17 protein-coding genes are annotated in these 18,154 nt (G+C 67.5%); 5 read left to right on the top strand and 12 right to left on the bottom strand.

Annotated features, from left to right (window positions below):
• Together A5681_RS03520 and A5681_RS03515 are read right to left on the bottom strand one after the other, a co-directional pair.
• Window positions 1-2,139 (bottom strand): S9 family peptidase, encoded by a 2,139-nt coding sequence (locus A5681_RS03520; protein ID WP_067269417.1) that lies wholly within the window; start codon window positions 2,137-2,139, stop codon window positions 1-3.
• Window positions 2,136-3,023: a phosphoribosylaminoimidazolesuccinocarboxamide synthase gene (locus tag A5681_RS03515; protein WP_067269416.1), complete on the bottom strand. Its 888-nt coding sequence runs from the start codon at window positions 3,021-3,023 to the stop codon at window positions 2,136-2,138. Before A5681_RS03515 ends, A5681_RS03520 begins: the two co-directional genes overlap by 4 nt.
• Before the next feature lie 64 nt (window positions 3,024-3,087).
• Between A5681_RS03515 and A5681_RS03510 the strand changes: the two genes are divergently transcribed.
• Window positions 3,088-3,708 (top strand): hypothetical protein, encoded by a 621-nt coding sequence (locus tag A5681_RS03510; RefSeq protein WP_067269415.1) that lies wholly within the window; start codon window positions 3,088-3,090, stop codon window positions 3,706-3,708.
• Here A5681_RS03510 and A5681_RS03505 read toward each other — a convergent pair.
• The 3 genes from A5681_RS03505 to purB are packed head-to-tail and all read right to left on the bottom strand — an operon-like array spanning window position 3,673 to window position 7,351.
• Entirely contained in the window at window positions 3,673-4,692 is a 1,020-nt protein-coding gene (locus A5681_RS03505; protein WP_067269414.1) for a tellurite resistance/C4-dicarboxylate transporter family protein, read from the bottom strand. The two genes, A5681_RS03510 and A5681_RS03505, sit on opposite strands and share 36 nt — an antisense overlap.
• Window positions 4,689-5,936 (bottom strand): cytochrome P450, encoded by a 1,248-nt coding sequence (locus A5681_RS03500; RefSeq protein ID WP_067269413.1) that lies wholly within the window; start codon window positions 5,934-5,936, stop codon window positions 4,689-4,691. The genes A5681_RS03505 and A5681_RS03500 overlap by 4 nt, the downstream gene beginning before the upstream one ends.
• Window positions 5,933-7,351 carry an adenylosuccinate lyase gene (gene purB / locus A5681_RS03495; protein WP_067269411.1) on the bottom strand — a complete coding sequence of 473 codons (1,419 nt, stop codon included), beginning with the start codon at window positions 7,349-7,351 and terminating at the stop codon, window positions 5,933-5,935. Before purB ends, A5681_RS03500 begins: the two co-directional genes overlap by 4 nt.
• Window positions 7,352-7,578: 227 nt before the next feature.
• Between purB and A5681_RS03490 the strand changes: the two genes are divergently transcribed.
• The gene (locus tag A5681_RS03490; protein ID WP_067269409.1) at window positions 7,579-8,325 is read left to right on the top strand and encodes a DUF429 domain-containing protein; all 747 of its coding nucleotides are present in this window, start codon (window positions 7,579-7,581) and stop codon (window positions 8,323-8,325) included.
• Here the strand turns inward: A5681_RS03490 and A5681_RS03485 are convergent.
• Window positions 8,259-8,921, bottom strand: a complete 663-nt coding sequence (locus tag A5681_RS03485; RefSeq protein WP_055401730.1) for a TetR/AcrR family transcriptional regulator — start codon at window positions 8,919-8,921, stop codon at window positions 8,259-8,261. The two genes, A5681_RS03490 and A5681_RS03485, sit on opposite strands and share 67 nt — an antisense overlap.
• Window positions 8,922-8,994: 73 nt before the next feature.
• Here A5681_RS03485 and A5681_RS03480 point away from each other — a divergent pair, with 73 nt between their 5' ends.
• A complete protein-coding gene (locus A5681_RS03480; protein ID WP_067269407.1) occupies window positions 8,995-9,906 on the top strand; it encodes an alpha/beta hydrolase-fold protein in 912 nt (303 codons plus the stop codon).
• 172 nt (window positions 9,907-10,078) lie between these two features.
• The gene (locus tag A5681_RS03475) at window positions 10,079-11,662 is read left to right on the top strand and encodes a gamma-glutamyltransferase family protein (protein ID WP_067269405.1); all 1,584 of its coding nucleotides are present in this window, start codon (window positions 10,079-10,081) and stop codon (window positions 11,660-11,662) included.
• Here the strand turns inward: A5681_RS03475 and purD are convergent.
• Window positions 11,656-12,927, bottom strand: coding sequence for a phosphoribosylamine--glycine ligase (purD, locus tag A5681_RS03470; protein WP_067269404.1), 1,272 nt, complete (start codon window positions 12,925-12,927; stop codon window positions 11,656-11,658). The genes A5681_RS03475 and purD overlap by 7 nt on opposite strands.
• A 49-nt stretch (window positions 12,928-12,976) precedes the next feature.
• Complete coding sequence (locus tag A5681_RS03465; RefSeq protein ID WP_067269402.1) at window positions 12,977-13,408, bottom strand: MarR family winged helix-turn-helix transcriptional regulator; 432 nt, start codon at window positions 13,406-13,408, stop codon at window positions 12,977-12,979.
• 58 nt (window positions 13,409-13,466) lie between these two features.
• On the opposite strand from A5681_RS03465, the gene A5681_RS03460 reads away from it, so the two are divergent.
• Window positions 13,467-14,552 carry an aldo/keto reductase gene (locus tag A5681_RS03460; protein WP_067269399.1) on the top strand — a complete coding sequence of 362 codons (1,086 nt, stop codon included), beginning with the start codon at window positions 13,467-13,469 and terminating at the stop codon, window positions 14,550-14,552.
• A gap of 9 nt (window positions 14,553-14,561) precedes the next feature.
• Here the strand turns inward: A5681_RS03460 and A5681_RS03455 are convergent, their stop codons facing one another.
• From A5681_RS03455 to A5681_RS03440, 4 genes are read right to left on the bottom strand one after another with little or no spacing between them, the layout of a single operon-like run.
• Window positions 14,562-14,996, bottom strand: a complete 435-nt coding sequence (locus tag A5681_RS03455; RefSeq protein ID WP_067269397.1) for a carboxymuconolactone decarboxylase family protein — start codon at window positions 14,994-14,996, stop codon at window positions 14,562-14,564.
• Complete coding sequence (locus A5681_RS03450) at window positions 14,996-15,853, bottom strand: NAD(P)-dependent oxidoreductase (RefSeq protein ID WP_067269396.1); 858 nt, start codon at window positions 15,851-15,853, stop codon at window positions 14,996-14,998. The genes A5681_RS03455 and A5681_RS03450 overlap by 1 nt, the downstream gene beginning before the upstream one ends.
• The gene (locus tag A5681_RS03445; RefSeq protein WP_067269394.1) at window positions 15,850-16,599 is read right to left on the bottom strand and encodes an SDR family oxidoreductase; all 750 of its coding nucleotides are present in this window, start codon (window positions 16,597-16,599) and stop codon (window positions 15,850-15,852) included. Before A5681_RS03445 ends, A5681_RS03450 begins: the two co-directional genes overlap by 4 nt.
• Before the next feature lie 18 nt (window positions 16,600-16,617).
• Window positions 16,618-18,084, bottom strand: a complete 1,467-nt coding sequence (locus A5681_RS03440; protein ID WP_067269393.1) for an aldehyde dehydrogenase — start codon at window positions 18,082-18,084, stop codon at window positions 16,618-16,620.
• Window positions 18,085-18,154: the final 70 nt, after the last annotated feature.

Below are 18,154 nucleotides of genomic sequence, written 5' to 3'. Positions count from 1 at the left end.
CTAATCGCCGTTTTCGCCACCGCCGTGGTCGACACCGGCAGCAGCCAACAGCCAGGCGTATTGGAAGGCGGTCTCCTGCCACGCCTTATAGCGACCGCTGACTCCGCCGTGTCCGGCGTTCATTTGCGTCTTCAGCAGTATCGGGCTGCCGTTGCCGTTGGCATGCCGCAACGCCGCTACCCATTTGGCCGGCTCGACGTAGTACACCCTGGTGTCGTTGAGTGACGTCATCGCCAGGATGGCAGGGTACCGCTTGGCCTCGACGTTTTCATACGGCGAATATGACTTCATGTACGAGTAGACGTCCTTGTCCTGCAACGGGTTTCCCCATTCGTCCCACTCGGTGACGGTCAGCGGCAAGGACGGATCCAGGATGGTGGTAAGCGGGTCGACGAACGGGACCTGCGCGAGGATTCCAGCGAACAGTTCGGGCGCCAGGTTGGCGACCGCCCCCATCAGCAGGCCGCCCGCGCTGCCCCCCAGGGCCACCAGCTGGCGCGGCCGAGTGACGCCCGTATCCACCAAATGCTTTGCCACCGCGACGAAATCGGTGAAGGTGTTCTTCTTCTCCAACAGCTTGCCGTGCTCGTACCACGGCCGGCCCATCTCACCACCCCCGCGGACGTGGGCGATCGCAAACACCATCCCCCGGTCGAGCAGCGACAGCCGAGCGATGGAAAAGCTGGGGTCGGTGCATATCTCGTAGGCACCGTAGCCGTACAGCAGAGCCGGTGCGGGGAACTCGACACCGACGCGATGCACGATGGATACCGGGACGCGGGCGCCGTCGTCGGCGATCGCCCAGTCGCGCCGCTCCACGTAGTCGGCGGTCCGGTAGCCACCGAGCACCGGTTGTTCGCGCAGTAAGGTGCGTTCACCGGTCGCGAAGTCGACGTCGTACACCCGCGCCGGGACGACCAGCGAACCCGCCCTGATTCGCAGCTTGGGCGCGCGCCAGTTGGGGTTGCCGGCAAGACCGGCCGACATCAGCTCGGATTCGAAGGAGATCTCCTCGGGCTCGCCGTATTCCCCTCCGGCGCCGATGTCCCACACCTGCAGCCGGGGCAACGCCTCCCGCCGGTAGCTGACCACCAGATGGCCGGCGAAGGCGTCGACGCCGTCGAGTCGCACGTCGTCGCGGTGCGCGATGAGGGTGCGCTGCTGCGTCGGGTCGCTGACCGGCGCTTCGGTGAGGGTGAAGTTGACGGCGTCCTCGTTGTGCAGGATCAGGAACCGGTCTTGACCACCAACGACCGCGTGTTCGACCGCGTACTCGATGCCTTCGCGCCGTGGCAGCACGACGGTGAACGGTGCGTGCGGGTCCGCGGCGTCGGCGTACCGATACTCGGAGGTGATCGAGGAACCCGATGCGATGAAGACGTAGGCCTCGCTGCGAGTGAGCCCGACGCCGAGCCAAAACCGTTCGTCGGCCTCGTGATACACCAGCTCCGACTGTTCGCCGGAGCCCACGCGATAGCGCCAGACCTTATCCGGGCGGTGGGCCGCATCCAGGGTCAGGTAGTACACCGTGTGGTTGTCGGCCGCCCAGGTCGCGCCCGCCCCGATGTCGACGATCTCGTCCGGATACCGTTCGCCGGTCCGCAAGTCCTTGAACCGCAACGTATAACGCTCGTCGCCTACAGTGTCGACGGAGTATGCCAGCAGATGCCCGTCCAGGCTGACGGTGGCGGCACCGAGCGCGAAGAATTCGTGCCCCTCCGCCTCGGCGTTCGAGTCGAGCAGGATCTGCTCGCCGGGCACTTCGGTGTCCTCTTCCATGATCGGCGGGTCCCAGTCATCGGGATTGCCCACCGGACAGCGGCATTGAACGCGGTACTGCTTTCCCTCGAAGGTTCGGGCGTAATACCACCAATCGCCCTGGCGCGTCGGAACGGACAGATCGGTCTCCTTGGTACGCGCCTTGATCTCGGCGAAGATCTTCTGCCGCAACGGTTCGAGATCGGCCGTCATCTTATCGACGTAGTCGTTTTCCGCCTCGAGATAGGCGATGACCTCGGGATCGGACTTGTCACGCAGCCATTCATAGGGATCGATGAAGACGTCCCCGTGATGCTCACGCCGGGTGTCCCGCCGCTTGGCGACGGGTGGTACGGGGGCTGCGGCCGTCGTCTCCGTCACGCGCCGATCCAGTCGCCGAAACTCAAGCCGGAAATGCGTTCGTAGGCATCGATGTAGCGGTCGCGGGTCGCGCCGATGATGTCGTCGGGCAGCGGTGGTGGCGGCTGCGAGCCGTGACGGTCCCAGCCCGACTCGGGGCTGGTGAGCCAGTTTCTGACGAACTGTTTGTCGAAGCTCGTCTGCACCACCCCAACCCGGTAGTCCTCGGCCGGCCAGTATCGCGAGGAGTCCGGGGTGAAGATCTCGTCGGCCAGCAGCAGGTTACCGTCGCGGTCGGTGCCGAACTCAAACTTGGTGTCGGCGATGATGATTCCCCTCGTCAGGGCGTGGTCGGCGGCCTGAACATATGTTTGCAGCGTCCGGTCGCGCAGCTGGTTCGCCCGCACCCCGCCGACCAATTCGATCACCCTGTCGAACGAGATGTTCTCGTCGTGATCGCCCAGCGCGGCTTTGGTCGCCGGGGTGAACAGCGGCTCGGAGAACTTGCTGGCCTCGACCAGGCCGGGCGGCAGCGTGATGCCACAGACCTTCCCGGTCGCCTGATAGTCCAGCAGGCCGGACCCGGTGAGGTAACCACGCGCCACACACTCCACCGGCAGCATCTCCAGGCGCCGCACCACCAGCGCGCGGCCCAAAACCTCCTCGGGGATGCGCGGGTCATCCGGTGGACCGGCCAGGTGGTTGGGCGCGTCGACCAGACCGAAGAAGAAGACGCTCATCGCGGTGAGGATGCGACCCTTGTCCGGGATCGTGCTGTCAAGGACGTAGTCGTACGCCGAGATCCGGTCGGTCGCGACCAGCAGCAGATGTTCGTCGTCGACGGAAAAGATCTCGCGGACCTTTCCGCTGGCCAGGTGCTGGTATTCGGACAGTGCGGGGCGCATCGGGTCAGCCTAACGGGCACCCGAATAGGGGTCGCGTGTCGGGAGCTGTGCTGGGATCGAGAGCATGACCCCGCGGTTCTTGCCCTACTCCACCCGCCCGGGCCGGCTGATGGCCCAGCTGCTCAGCGACTTCGCCGTCGTTGTGTGGACCGCCATCTGGCTGCTCGTCGGCCTGGCGGTTTACGACGCCGTGTCCACCATCGCCGAGGCCGGCCGGCAGGTCGAGAGCGGCGCGCACGGCATCGCCGGCAATCTGGCCTCGGCCGGCCACGGCGCCCAGCACATCCCCTTGGTTGGCGACGCGGTCAGTCAGCCGCTGAATTCCGCGAGCCAGGCGGCGCTCGACCTTGCCGGCGCGGGCCACGACCTGGACTCGACGGCCAGCTGGCTCGCAGTCCTGCTGGCGATGGCCATCGCCGCCGTACCGATCCTCGTCGCGGATGTGCCGTGGCTTCTCCTGCGGCTGCGGTTCTTTCGGCGGAAATTGACGGTGACCGCCCTGGCGGCGACCCCCGCCGGCGAGCAACTCCTTGCCCTGCGGGCATTGACGAACCGGCCGCCGGGCAAGCTCGCCGCTGTCAGCGCCGATCCGGTCGGCGGCTGGCGCCGCGAGGATCCGCTCACCATCAGGGCCCTGGCCGCCCTCGAATTACGGGCGGCCGGCATCTCGATTGGTGGACGGTGACAGCGCGCGGCCGAGGAGCAACAGCCCGGCGACCACCACAACAACCCACGCCGCCAACGCATCCCAGAAGAAAACCAGCGAGACCGTCAGCAATGACCGCTGGCCGGTTTCGCTTGCCATGGCATAGCTCGCCGCGGAATACATGCCCAGCGGGAACACGAACGCCCACCACACGCCGGCGAACCGCAGCATGTTGGGCCGCCGGCTGATCCGGTGCAGACCGAAGTAGATCAGCGGCGGTATCCATACGGTGGCGGTCACCCACGTCACGACGGTCACGATGCGCACGGGGCCGGCCAGCCAGGTGGGCGCCAGCGAGTGGATGTCGTCGCCGGCCAGCGTGGCAATCGCCATGCCGCCCATCAAGATCCAGGTATCCGGCTCGAACCCGTCCCGGTCCTGTCGCTCGTTGACGACCCGCCACAGGATCAGCCAGGTCATCAGTCCGTAGATCAAGATGGCCGCTACCCACACGGCGACGGCCACCGCCAGCCACCAGCGCTCGCCGGTGTGATAGGCCGCGCGGGCGATCACGATCGCCAGCCCAGAGGTTCCCACGCTGCCCAGTTCCCATGCCCCGTGGGCATCGTCGCGCAGCGCAACCCACCCGCGCGCGAACATGTTGCGCACGCTGACAGCCACCAGAATCAACCAGGAGCACAGCCCCACCCCGCCGAGCACCCGCAACACCCACACGTGGGCCGACAAGCGGGTGTCGATCACCGCGCAAGCGGCGACGAAGGTGAAGAGCCGAAGGGTGACATCGGGGTCGCTGAGGTCCCAGCGCAACGTCCGCCGCCTGCCGACGACCGCGGTGACCACCAGTGCGACCAGAAACACCAGGCCGACGGTGGCGATGACGCCCAGTGCGTCGCTGATCCAGCGGTAGCCGTGGTTGCGTGCGGCGATCGAGAGGATTCCGGTCGCCATCACGGCGGCGAAGACGTCCGGTGCCGGCTCGACATCGGCGCGTCGGATCGTCACCTCTCCTCGAGAAGTTCCACGACCAGGTGACGGATGCCGGTATGCCGATTGCTGCGGGCCCATTCGACAGGCCGGACAACCCGCACCGCACCGAACCGGGAGAACAGCTCCTCATAGAGCACGCGGAGTTCCAGCCGGGCCAGGTTGGCGCCCAAGCAGTAGTGCACGCCCTGACCGAATCCCAAGTGCGGGTTGGGTTTTCTGGTGATGTCGAATTCATCGGCGCGCTCGAACGCGCCGGGGTCACGGTTCGCCGAGCCCTCCCAGACCTGGACCTTCTGCCCCGCCTCGATCGCCTGTCCACCGAGCGTGACGTCGCGCGTGGCGGTGCGCCGTTTGGACGGCGATGGCGACGTCCACCGCACGATCTCCTCGACGGCGGTCGGCAGCGCATCGAGATCCGCGCGCAGGGCGCGTAGTTGCTCCGGGTGCTCGGCGAGCGCCAACAGCCCACCGGCGACCGCGTTGCGCGTCGTCTCCGCACCCGCGCTGAACAACAGGCTGAAGAACAAGTAGAGCTCGAGGTCCGATAGCGACGGCGCGTCCAGGTCGTCGACGGTTGCGTTCGCGACGACCGACAGCATGTCATCGGTCGGCTCCGCCCGCTTCGAGGCGATCAACTGCTGGCCGTAGTCGTACATCCGCGACCCAGCCTCCTCGACCGACAGCTGAGAAAGGGACGCCTTGCGCGAACCGCCGAAATCGAACTGCGGCTCGATGGCCTCGAACAACCAATGCCGTTCGGACTCGGGGACTCCCAGCAGGATGCAGATCATCTGCATCGGCAGTTCGGCGGCGATGTCGACCAGGAAGTCGAACGGTTCGCCGGGCACCACCGCATCGAGCAGCCGTCGTGCCCGCGCCCGCAGATCATCCTCGACCAGCCGTATCATTCGCGGCGTCAGGCCGGAGCTGACGAGTCGCCGGATCTGGGAATGGCGTGGGTCGTCCATCATGTTGAGCACCTGGCCGGCGATCGCCAGGTCCTGCAGCAGCGTGCCACCGTAGGGGCGCCCGCCCCCGGTAACCGAGGAGTATGTCGCCGGGTCCTTAAGAACCTCAAGGGTTTCCGCATACGTGGCGACGGACCAGAAGCCCTCGCCGTCGGGGGTGTTGTCGGTCGGCTCATGCCAGTACACCGGCGCCTCGCGGCGGTGGATGGCGAACAAGTCGTGCGGAAACCCGTTGGCGAAGTTGTCCAGATCGGTGAAGTCGATCCCCGCGAGCGCACCGGCGAGGGTCACAGGATCGCACCGGGAGCGTATTTGGCGGCATCCGGGTAGCGGCTCACCAACGCGTCCACCAACGCGGCGACCTCGTCCACCTGGTCTCCGGCGGCGCCGATGAACGCCTTCTTGTCCGCCAGTGCGGCATCCAACGCCGCTCGGTCCAGCGGCAGCCGCTCGTCGGCGGCCAACCGGTCCAGCAGATCGGGCTCCGCGCCGCGTTCCCGCATGGCCAGGGCCGTCGCGACCGCATGTTCGCGGATCACGTGATGCGCGGCCTCGCGGCCCATGCCGGCGCGGACCGCGGCGATGAGCACCTTCGTGGTCGCCAAGAACGGCAGGTAGCGGTCCAGCTCGCGGGCGATCACCGCCGGGTAGGCGCCGAACTCGTCGAGCACGGTCAGGAAGGTCTCGATCTGTCCATCGATAGCAAAGAAGCTGTCGGGCAACGCAACTCGGCGCACCACCGAGCAGAACACGTCGCCCTCGTTCCACTGGGCACCCGCCAGCTCGGCGGCCATCGACGCGTAGCCGCGCAGCACCACCTGCAGCCCGTTGACGCGCTCACAACTTCGGGTGTTCATCTTGTGCGGCATCGCCGAGGACCCGACCTGGCCCGGCGCGAACCCCTCGGTGACCAGCTCGTGCCCGGCCATCAGCCGGATGGTGTGGGCCATCGACGACGGCCCGGCCCCCAACTGGACCAGAGCCGAGAGCACATCGTGGTCCAGCGAACGCGGGTACACCTGCCCGACGCTGGTCAAAACGCTTGCGAAGCCGAGAAATTCGGCCACCCGCCGTTCCAGCTCGGCCAGCTTCGCCGCGTCGCCGTCCAGCAGGTCCAGCATGTCCTGGGCGGTGCCCATCGGACCCTTGATGCCGCGCAGCGGGTAGCGGTCGATCAGCTCCCGCAGTCGAGTCAGCGCGATCAAAGTCTCTTGCGCGGCAGAGGCGAACCGCTTGCCCAGCGTGGTGGCCTGCGCGGCGACGTTGTGGCTGCGTCCGGCCATCACCAGGTCGCGGTAGGCCACCGCCCGCTCGGCGAGCCGGGCCGCAACCGCGACGCCGTGGGAGAACACCAGTTCCAGCGACCTTCGGATCTGGAGCTGCTCCACGTTCTCGGTGAGGTCGCGGCTGGTCATTCCCTTGTGCACGTGCTCGTGGCCGGCCAGCGCGTTGAATTCCTCGATCCGGGCCTTGACGTCGTGGCGCAGCACTCGCTCGCGGTCCGCGATCGAGGCCAAGTCGACGTCGTCGAGCACCCGCTCGTAATCGGCGATCGCGTCCTGCGGAACGTCCACACCCAGCTCCGCCTGCGCCCGCAGCACCGCCAGCCACAACCGGCGTTCCGCGACGACCTTGGCCTCCGGCGACCAGATCGCGACCATTTCCGCGCTCGCGTACCGGTTGGCCAGGACGTTCGGAATGCTCACAGACATAGAGCTTACGATCGGCCCGCCCCGCTGACCGGCTTGCGGTCACATTGGCCACATCTGCCTCTGCGATGGCCGGCTCCTCAAGTGCCCGCCTTTGCGCGACAACGCGTGGAGGTCTCTCTCCGCCGTCGACTTGTCGCTATGAGGCGGGCACAACGCGCCCCGTTCCGGGGCGATGCCCCTGTGGCCAAAGTGACAGGCAGCGGCCCCATACCCTGGGCAGGGTGTACTTCGCCGGCGTCGATCTGGCCTGGGCCGGGCGCAACCCCACAGGTGTGGCGGTCGTCGACGCCGGCGGCCACCTCGTGCACATCGGCGCGGCAGGCGACGACGCCTCGGTGCTCGCCGCGTTGTCGCCGTACGTCCGGGAAAACTGCGTGGTCGCCTTCGACGCGCCGCTGGTGGTGACCAACCCGACCGGCCAGCGTCCCGCCGAAGCGGCGCTCAACCGCGACTTCCGCAGGTTCGAAGCCGGCGCGCATCCGGCCAATACCGCGAAACCGGAATTCGCTGACGGACCGCGGGCGGCGCGATTGGCCAGCGCGCTCGGCCTCGAGTTGGACCCGCGCTCATCGGCGCCGCGCCGCGCCATCGAGGTCTATCCGCATCCGGCGACCGTGGTCTTGTTCCGGCTGGCGCGAACGCTCAAGTACAAGGCCAAGCCCGGCCGTGGCCTCGACCAGCTCCGATCAGAGCTGCACTTGCTGATGGACGGCATCGAGAGGCTGGCACACGCCGCGGTGCCGTTAGACGTGGCGGCCCATGACGATTGGGGCCGGCTGCGCATGTGCGTAACCACCGCCCAGCGCAAGAGCGAGCTGCGCCGCGCCGAGGATCCGATCGACGCCGTCGTCTGCGCCTACGTGGCGTTGTACGCACAACGCCGCCCGGCGGATGTGACGATCTACGGCGACTTCGCCACCGGGTACATCGTGACGCCATCGCTGCCCGCCGACCGCACGGGCCGCTGATCGATCGGCGCGAGCACGTCGATGAGGTCGACCACCGTTCCCAGCGCCGCCGCGCGTGGATCGCGACCTTCGACCAAGGCGGACACCACGGAACCGTCCACCGCGCAGATCAGCGTGCACACCAGCTCGATGTGCACCGTCCGGCCCGATCGCTCGATGGCCTCGGCCACGGCCTCGGCGCGCTGCCGCAGACTGCGACGCATGGTCTCGCGCAACGCGGGCAGCCGGGTGCACGCGATGTGTCGCTCGTAGCGCGAAATCAGTTGGTCGCTGAGTCCCGGGCTGGACACGTCGCCGACGAGCAGGTCGACCAACACCTCGGCGATGGTTTCGGGACCGCGACGCCGGCGGGAAAGTGCGGTGACGCGCGACCGCAGTTGCGCCACCTCGATCATCGCGATGTGTTCGACGGCGCGCGCTATCAAATCATCAAGGGACGAGAAGTAATACGTGGTCGACGCCAACGGAAGTCCGGCGCGCCGAGCGACCGCGCGGTGCCGCACCGCCTCGAAGCCGCCCTCGGCAAGCAGCTCGGCGGCGGCGCTGACGAGCGCATACCGTCGACGTTCTCCCTTGGGAGTAACCGCTGCCGTCACGAGTAGCCATCGTGCCAGTCAAAGTGGTACTGCATTGCCATTTCCGCCAAACGGCCCGCCAAACGAACGTGGCATGATGGCCCGCATGCCCGACCTGAGTCGCCGTGCCCTGCTGGGCCTCGGAGCCAGCGCGGCCGCGGGCGCAGTCGGCACTTATGCCCTCGACATCCTGTTCAAGCCCCGGCCGTCTCAGGCCATGCCGCTGTCGCCGGCCGGCACCCAGGCTCCGCTGGCGCCGCCGCCGCCCCTCGAGCCGGCCTCGCCGGGTCAGCCGGCACCCACCATGGTGACCGGTTCCTTCGTCTCGGCGGCACGCGGCGGCGTCAACACCAACTGGGCCATCGCGCGTCCGCCCGGCCAGACCAAGGCGCTGCGGCCGGTGATCGCCCTGCACGGCAAAGGCAGTGATGCGTCGACCGTGATGGCCGGCGGCGTCGAACAGGGTTTGGCGCAGGCCGTCAACGCGGGGCTGCCGCCCTTCGCGGTGGTCGCCGTGGACGGCGGCGGCGGTTATTGGCACAAGAGGGCCTCCGGTGAGGACAGCGGGGCGATGGTGCTCGACGAGCTCATACCCATGCTGGGCAACCAGGGCCTGGACACCTCGCGGGTGGCGTTTTTGGGGTGGTCGATGGGCGGCTACGGCGCGTTGCTGCTCGGCGGGCGGCTCGGTCCGGCGCGCACCGCGGCCATCTGCGCGGTCAGTCCCGCTCTGTGGCTGTCCTCCGGCGCCGCTGCGCCCGGCGCGTTCGACGGGCCCGACGATTTCGCGGCGAACTCGGTGTTCGGAATGCCGGCGCTGGCGTCGATTCCCATTCGAGTCGATTGCGGCGACAACGATCCCTTCTACGGCGCCACCAAGCAGTTCATCGCGCAACTGCCCCATCCGCCGGCGGGCGGCTTCTCACCCGGCGGGCACAACGCGGAATTCTGGAGTTCGCAGCTGCCCGCCGAGCTGACCTGGATGGCGCCGCTGTTGACGGCCTGAGGCCGACCGTTGTGGGCGCGCGTCACGCCAGTCACTCCGGCGCCAGCGGACGTCCACCATGCGAATCGAACCCTTGCTATCGCAGGCGATATCAAATTCGGAGCGAGCACAATGCCTTTCGCGGGCCGGACTTCCGTTGGGCCCGTTCGATACCTCGTGCGACGATCACAGGGTGACCGCACCCTTCGACTGGAACCTCCCGTACGCCTGGCCGCGAAAGCCCACCCTGGCGGAGAACGTGGTGTGCACGTCACAACCGCTGGCCGCGCAAGCGGGGCTCCGCATGCTCGCCGAGGGCGGCAGCGCGGCGGACGCGGCCGTCGCCACCGCCATCGCCCTGACGGTCGTGGAGCCGGTATCCAATGGCATCGGCTCGGACGCCTTTGCCATCGTCTGGGACGGCCGGCAGTTGCACGGCCTGAACGCGTCGGGCCGCTCACCCGCGGCCTGGACCCCGGAATACTTCGGCGGCAACGCCGTTCCCGCGCTCGGCTGGAACGCGGTGACCGTGCCCGGCGCGGTGTCGGCGTGGACCGAACTGCACGCCAAGTTCGGCAAGCTTCCGTTCGACAGGCTCTTTGCACCCGCAATCGACTACGCGCGCAAGGGCTTTCTGGTCTCTCCGACGGTCGCCGACCAATGGGCGGCGCAGGTGCCACTCTTCGAAAATCAGCCCGGCTTCGCAGCGGCGTTCATGCCCGCCGGCCGGGCACCCAAACCCGGCGAGGTGTTCAGGTTTTCCGAGCAGGCGGCCACGCTGGAGAAGATCGCCGCGACCCACGGTGAGGTGTTCTACCGCGGTGAACTGGCCGACCAACTCGAGGCACACGCGCTGGCCAACGATGGCGTGATGCGCGCGAGCGACCTCGCGTCTCACCGGGCCGACTGGGTAGGCACGATCAGCGGAAGCTACCGCGGATACACGGTTCACGAAATTCCGCCCAACGGCCAGGGCATCGTGGCGTTGATCGCGCTCGGGATCCTCCAGCATTTCGACATGTCTTCGTTGCCTGTCGATTCGGCCGAGAGTTTGCACCTGCAGATCGAAGCGCTCAAGCTGGCCTTCGCCGACGCGCACGCGTACGTGTGCGACATCGACCACATGCGGGTCCGTCCGGAGGACCTGTTGGACGCGGAGTATCTGAGGCAGCGGGCCGGCCTGATTGACCGCAACCGGGCGAAGCCGGCGTCGGCGGGCACGCCCCGAGGCGGCACCGTATACCTCACCGCCGCCGACGCATCGGGGATGATGGTGTCGATGATCCAGTCGAACTACATGGGGTTCGGGTCCGGCGTGGTGGTACCGGGAACCGGGATCTCGCTCCAGAACCGGGGAGCGGGTTTTGTTGCGGATCAAGGGCATCCGAATCGGGTCGGGCCGAACAAGCGGCCCTTCCAAACGATCATCCCGGGCTTCGTCACCAAGGACGGTGCACCGGTGATGAGCTTCGGAGTGATGGGCGGCCCGATGCAACCCCAGGGCCATGTGCAGGTCATGGTCCGCATCGCCGACTACGGCCAGAACCCGCAATCGGCTTGCGACGGCCCCCGGTTTCGCTGGGTACAGGGCATGCAAGCCAGCTGCGAGCCGGGGTTTCCCCCGTCGACGCTCGACGAATTGCGTCGTCGCGGACACGACCTGCTCGCGGTGGATGACTACAACCAGTTCGGCAGCTGCCAAGCGATCTGGCGCCTCGACGGCGGATATTTCGCGGTCAGCGATCCCCGTCGCGACGGCCAGGCCGCGGGTTACTGAACGCTGATCTTGCCTTCGGCGGCCAGCAGCGCGATGTCACTTCGAAAATGACCGCCCGGCAACCGAATCGACCCCATCAGCTGATAAGCCTGGGCCCGCGCGGCGGCGAGGTCGGCGCCGGTGCCCACCACCGACAGCACCCGGCCGCCCGAGGAGACGACCTCCCCGTCATCGCGGCGCGCCGTGCCCGCGTGTAACACTCCCTCGGCCTCGGCTCCGGCGACCACGTCGCCGATGCGGGGCCGACCGGGATAGTTTTCCGCCGCCAGCACCACCGTGACGGCCGCCCCGCGGTGCCAGCGCAGTTCGCCGAAGTCGGCCAGTTTGCCGGCGCCCGCGGCGTACAGCAGCTGCCCGAGCGGTGACTCCAGCAACGCGAGCACCGCCTGAGTCTCGGGATCGCCGAAGCGGCAGTTGAATTCGACCACCGCCGGCCCCTTGCCGGTGATCGCCAACCCGGCGTACAGCAAACCGCAGAACGGGCTGCCGCGCCGAACCATCTCGGCCGCAACGGGTTCGACGATCTTGCCGACGATGTCGCGGTACACCACGTCGGGAAGCCACGGAACCGGTGCGTAGGCGCCCATGCCGCCGGTGTTGGGCCCGGTATCGCCATCGCCGGCACGCTTGAAGTCCTGCGCGGGCAACAGCGGCACCACGGTTTCGCCGTCGACGACGCAGAACAGCGACACCTCCGGGCCGTCCAGGAACGACTCGAGCAGCACCGGGTGGCCCGCCTCGAGCAGCCCGGCGGCGTGCGCGCGCGCGACAGTCCGGTCCGCGGTCACCACCACGCCCTTGCCGGCGGCCAGCCGGTCATCCTTCACCACCCAGGCCGGGTCGCCGGCCGGCGGCCCGAACCGGTCCAGGGCGGCGTCCAAATGGGCCGGGCTGTCAACGGTTTCGCTGGTAGCGGTGCGCACGCCGGCCGCGGCCATGACCTCCTTGGCGAACGCCTTGGACCCTTCGATGCGGGCGGCGTCCTTACTGGGCCCGAAGCAGACGATGCCGGCGGTTCGCAGGGCGTCGGCCACTCCCAGCACCAACGGCACCTCGGGCCCGATCACCACCAGGTCGGCCCGGACCTCGCGTGCCAGGGCGACGACGTCTGGACCCGAGGTGATGTCCACGTCGTGCTGCTCGGCCAACCGTGCGGTCCCGGCGTTGCCGGGGGCCACAAATAGGTCCGTGACCTGCGGGTCTCTGCGAAGGGCCAGCAGCAGCGCATGCTCTCGGGCACCCGAACCGATCACCAGGACTCGCACGACACGTCAGACTAGCCGGGGCATAAGCCGAACGCCTATGCACCCGCGTTCACAGAATCTTTTCGAGCAGACCCTTGAGGTCTTTGCGCTGCGCCACCGTGAGGCGTCCGAGACGCTTGTCGAACTCGGCGGACAACAGCGCCAGCCCGTCCGCCGCGGCTTTGCGCCCGGCCGGGGTGAGCAGGAGTCGATGGCGCCGCAGATCGGCGGGGTCGATCTCGCGCCGCACGAAGCCCGCGGCCTCGAGCCGTTTGAGGTAAACCGTGACCGTCGCTTTGGGCATGCTCAACGTCGCCGCGAGTTCGGCCGGGTATGGGTGCTCATCGATCTCCGCGAGCAGGAACAGCTCCTTGGACTCGAGCCCCAGCGCGCAGATGTCCGCCTCGGCGCACGAGATCACCGACAGCAGCACCCGGTAGTTCAACGACCAGACCCTGGCCGCGTCGACCGCCGGCACCGACTTGCCAGATTGTTCAGACATGAACTAGTTTAGAAATGAACAAACCCATAATCGAACAATTTACCAGAAAGCGGCCATTATGCCTCTGGATCAGTATGTGACACTCGGACGCTCCGGCCTGCGCGTCAGCCCGTTGTGCCTGGGAGCTATGACGTTCGGCGAGGACCTCGGCTGGGGCACCAGTGTCGAAGAGTCCCAACAGATCATCGATCGTTACACCGACCTCGGTGGCAACTTCATCGACACCGCCAACTTCTACACGCGGAGCCACTCCGAGAAGATCATCGGCGACCACATCGGGCGCGACGCCGGTCGCCGCGATCGCCTGGTGATCGCGACGAAGTTCAGCGGCAACCTGTATCCGGGCGATCCCAACGGAGGCGGCTCGGGCCGCAAGTCGTTGATCAACGCCTGCGAAAACTCGCTGCGGCGACTGCAAACCGACTACATCGACCTGTACTGGCTGCACATCTGGGACGCGAACACACCGATCGACGAGACGATGGCGGCGCTCGACGACCTCGTCCGCGCGGGCAAGGTGCGCTACATCGGCGTCTCGGACACCCCGGCGTGGAAGATCGCTCAGGCCAATCTCATCGCGCGGTTCCGGGGCTGGTCGAGTTTCGTCGGCCTGCAGGTCGAGTACTCGCTGCTGGAACGCTCCATCGAGCAGGAGCTGGTTCCGATGGCGTCCGAATTCGGGCTCGGCATCACGCCGTGGTCGCCGCTCAAGGGGGGCGTGCTCAGCGGCAAGTACACCCGGGCCAATGCCGGCCGGCAGGACGCCGACCGCGGCGCGATGGTCAATGCCTTCCTCAACGAGCAGACCTACGCGTTGATCGACGAGCTCGAGACCATCGCCAAGGCCCACGAGACGACGGTCGCCAGTGTGGCGCTGGCCTGGGTGCGCGCCCAGCCGGCCGTCTCGTCGGTCATCATCGGGGCGCGCCGGCTCTCGCAGCTCGACGACAACATCCGCGCCGTAGACGTGGACCTCAGCGCCGATGAACTGGCCCGGCTCGACGCGCTGACCAAGCCGGAGTTCGGGTTTCCGAACAACATGCTTCAGATGGCGCCGGGCATCCTCAACGGCGGGACGTCGGTCAACGGCGTGTCCGCGCCGATCTCCGAGTACGTGATGCCCGAAGGAGCGCGGCCGTACTGACCCACCGGGTCAGTCCTTGTCGCCGGAGTGCATCTTCAGCGCGGTGTCCACATTGGCCTTCTTGTCCTCCCCCGCCCCTTTGGCGGCGGCCTTCTTGCGCTTGGCGACGACGGCGTCGACGGCGCCGTTGAGCGCGGAACCCAGCGGGAACCCGAGATAGTGGGTGAGGAAGACGGCCATCTCCTTCAACTCGGTCTCGGTGAGCTCCCCGTTGAGCAATGCGGCGTTGATCTGAATCTCGGCCAGGTCGCGGTTTCCGATCGCGGTCACCGCGGTCAGCGTCATGATGCGCTTGTCACGCATCGACAATCCCGGTCGTGTCCAGATGCTGCCGAACAGGTGGTCGACGGTCAGGTCGAAATACGCGTCGCCCTCGATGTTGGGCATTTCCCAGCCGTAGACCTCGTTCATCTTCTCGAGGCCCTTGCGGCGACGTTCGTCCATCACGCCTCTTTCTCTGTGTGTGGCACCCCGAGGCCGGCCGCCAGCCCGGCGTACGCCAGCCTGGCCAGCGGCAGGTCGACGGAGACCGCCTCGCCCAACTCCAGCGCCAGGCTCAGGTCCTTCTCGCCCAGACCACGGGTGTGCGTGAACGGCTGATACAGAAAGTGTTCTGGCGCAAGGTCGTTCATGTCATCGCGGACCATGATCGCGCCCGGCCCGCCGGTGAGGGCGTCGGTGTGCCGCACCACCCGGCCCAGCGCCTGCAGATCCAGGCCCGCGGCCTCGGCGAGTTTCATGGCCTCGCATGCCGCGACATACGACGTGAACGTCAACATGTTGCGGGCCAGTTTCATTCGCGTCCCCGCGCCCGGCTCGCCGGCGTGGATGACCAGCGCCGCCCAATGTTTGAACGCCGGTTTGATCCGTTCGTACACCTCGCGATCGGCTCCGACCATTGTGGCAAGTTCACCTTTCGCGGCGGCGGCCGCACCGCCGCTGACGGGGGCGTCGACGATGTGAATACCTTGCGGGTTGAGTTCGGCCGCCAGCTCAACAGCCGTCGTGTCGCTGATGGTCGAATGGATCGCGATGACGGTGCCGGGCTTGGCGTGGGCGGCCAGCTCGCCGACGACCTCGCGCACCTGGGCGTCGTTGAGCACGGTGACATGGATGATGTCGGCGGTCGCGACGTCGGCGACGCTGTCGGCGAGGCCGGCGCCCTTCTCGGCCAGCGGTGTCATCGCCTCCGTGCGGATGTCGTAGACCGTCACCCCGCCGGGCCACTCGGTCATCTTCGTGGCCATCGGGGCACCCATGTTGCCCAAACCGATGTAGCCGAGCTTCAGTTCCTCACTCATGAGCGGATTATCTGCCCGCCGTCGACGTTGAAGATCTGCCCGGTGATCCACGAGGCCTCGTCGGAGAGCAAGAACAGGCACATCCCCACCAGGTCCTCGGGAGTCCCCATCCGCGACAGCGGAAGGCCCTTGACGATGTCGGCCACCATCTCCTGCGGCGTGGTCGTCCGGTTGGCCTCGGTGTCGATGGGGCCGGGCGCGATCGCGTTGATGCGGATGTTCTGGCCGCCGAGCTCGCGCGAAAGCTGTTGTGTCAGACCGTTCACGCCGACCTTGGCCAGGCCGTAGTAGTTCGAGTACAACCACGCCGCCGTGGACGACTGATTGACGATCGCCCCGCCGCCGCGCTTGGCCATCTTCTTGTAGACGGCGCGGGTGCACCACAACGCGCCGTCGAGGTTGACGCTCATGAACTTCTTGTAGTACTCGGGGTCGATGGTGAGCAGGAAGTCCAGCTTCATGCCCCCGAAGATCGCCGCGTTGTTGACCAGGTAATCGATGCCGCCGAATTCCGCCAGCGTGCGATCCGCCATCGCCTTGGCCGACGCCGGGTCGGAGACGTCCACCGGGATGCTGATGGCCGTGCCGCCGTCGGCGGAGATCTGCTTGGCCACCGCTTCGGCCGCCTCGGCGTTGATGTCGGCGACGACCACGGCCGCGCCCTCGCGGGCGAGCGCCTCGGCGTAGGCCTGGCCGATGCCGCCGCCGGACCCGGTGACGATGCCGACCTTGTTCTCAAACCGCATGCTCTCAAGCTCCTCTGGTCAGATCGCCGTCGCGATGGTCTTGATTTCCAGGTATTCCTCGAAGCCGGCCACGCCCATCTCGCGACCGTTTCCGGACTGCTTGTAACCGCCGAAGGGCGCATCAGCCGAATACCACACGCCGCCATTGACATTGATCGTGCCAGCACGTACCCGCGCGGCGACCCGCGCCGCCCTATCGGGATCGGCGCCGAACACGGTGCCCGACAACCCATATGGCGAGTCGTTGGCGATGCGGACCGCGTCGTCGTCGCCGTCGTGCGGGATCACCGTCAGGACGGGGCCGAAGATCTCCTCGCGCGCGCAGCGCGCGTCGTTGCCCAGTCCGGCGATCACCGTCGGCTCGATGAAGAAGCCGACGTCGCGGTCGGCCGGGCGGCCGCCACCGCAGGCGAACGTCCCGCCCTCGGCGATGGCTGAGTCGAGATAGCCCTGTATCCGGTCCCGTTGGCGCGCCGAAATCACTGGGCCGCAAATTGTTCCGGGATCGGTGGGGTCGGCAGCCTTGATGCCGCCCATCGTGGCGGCTGCGATCGCGACAGCCTCGTCATACTTCGCTCGCGGCACCACCAGCCGGGTGGTGATGGCGCACCCCTGCCCGGCGTGCATGCACACCGAGAACCCGGCCATGCCCACCGCGCCGGCCAGGTCGGCGTCGTCGAGGACGATGAACGCCGACTTGCCGCCCAGCTCGAGGAACACCTTCTTGATGGTCGCGGCGCCGTCGGCCATCACGCTGCGGCCCGTGGCGGTTGACCCGGTGAACGAAATCATGTCCACCCGAGGGTCTTTGGCCAGCAATGCACCAACGCCGTGGTCGCTTGACGTCACGATGTTGATCACACCGGGCGGAAAGTCGGTGTGTTCGGCGATGAGTTCCCCAAGCACGGCGGCGCACCACGGGGTGTCGGGCGCCGGCTTCAGGACGACGGTGTTACCGGCGGCCAGCGCGGGGCCGATCTTGGCGAGGTTGATCTGATGGGGAAAGTTCCACGGGGTGATGGCGCCGACGACGCCGACGGCCTCACGGGCGATCGTGCGGCGGGTGGGGATGCCCATCGGTGACGCCTCGCCGAGATCCTGGTTGTATTCGTAGGATTCGGCGGTGTCCGCCGCGAACGCCAGGTCGTTGACGGGGACTTCGAGCTGAGCGATCGACGTGAGCATCCGGGGCGCGCCAACTTCGGCGATGGTCAGGTCGCGCAGCTCTTCGAGGTGCTGCTGCATCGCCTCGCGCAGCTGGCGCACGCACCGCACCCGCAGCTCGGTGTCGCGCGACCAATCCGTCTCGTCGAATGCGCGCCGGGCGGCGTCGATGGCGCGGCCCATGTCGTCGGCGTCGGCGTCGGCCGCCGCCCCAAGGACTTCCTCGGTGGCCGGATTGATCGTCGGGAAGGTGCCGGCACTGCCGGGCGCCATCTTGCCGTCGATGAAAAGTGCACTCACGCCGTCGGCCAGCAAGGCCATCTCCCGCTCCCGTCTGTGCGGCCAATCGCGATAGCGAATCGAGTGGACAGTTGTCCGATATCGTCCGATC

The sequence above is a fragment of the Mycobacterium scrofulaceum genome (genome assembly GCF_001667885.1).
In the GTDB taxonomy this organism is placed as follows: Bacteria; Actinomycetota; Actinomycetes; order Mycobacteriales; family Mycobacteriaceae; genus Mycobacterium; species Mycobacterium scrofulaceum_C.
Note: the sequence above shows the minus strand (reverse complement) of the source record. Positions and strands in the feature narration are given on the sequence as shown.

Bases quoted from the DNA above. Each gene is read 5' to 3' on its own strand.
- A5681_RS03515 (WP_067269416.1), bottom strand. From the start codon at position 3,023: ATGCGCCCCGCACTGTCCGAATACCAGCACCTGGCCAGCGGAAAGGTC.
- A5681_RS03510 (WP_067269415.1), top strand. From the start codon at position 3,088: ATGACCCCGCGGTTCTTGCCCTACTCCACCCGCCCGGGCCGGCTGATG.
- A5681_RS03480 (WP_067269407.1), top strand. From the start codon at position 8,995: ATGATGGCCCGCATGCCCGACCTGAGTCGCCGTGCCCTGCTGGGCCTC.
- A5681_RS03465 (WP_067269402.1), bottom strand. From the start codon at position 13,408: ATGTCTGAACAATCTGGCAAGTCGGTGCCGGCGGTCGACGCGGCCAGG.
- A5681_RS03460 (WP_067269399.1), top strand. From the start codon at position 13,467: ATGCCTCTGGATCAGTATGTGACACTCGGACGCTCCGGCCTGCGCGTC.
- A5681_RS03455 (WP_067269397.1), bottom strand. From the start codon at position 14,996: ATGGACGAACGTCGCCGCAAGGGCCTCGAGAAGATGAACGAGGTCTAC.
- A5681_RS03450 (WP_067269396.1), bottom strand. From the start codon at position 15,853: ATGAGTGAGGAACTGAAGCTCGGCTACATCGGTTTGGGCAACATGGGT.
- A5681_RS03445 (WP_067269394.1), bottom strand. From the start codon at position 16,599: ATGCGGTTTGAGAACAAGGTCGGCATCGTCACCGGGTCCGGCGGCGGC.
- A5681_RS03440 (WP_067269393.1), bottom strand. From the start codon at position 18,084: ATGGCCTTGCTGGCCGACGGCGTGAGTGCACTTTTCATCGACGGCAAG.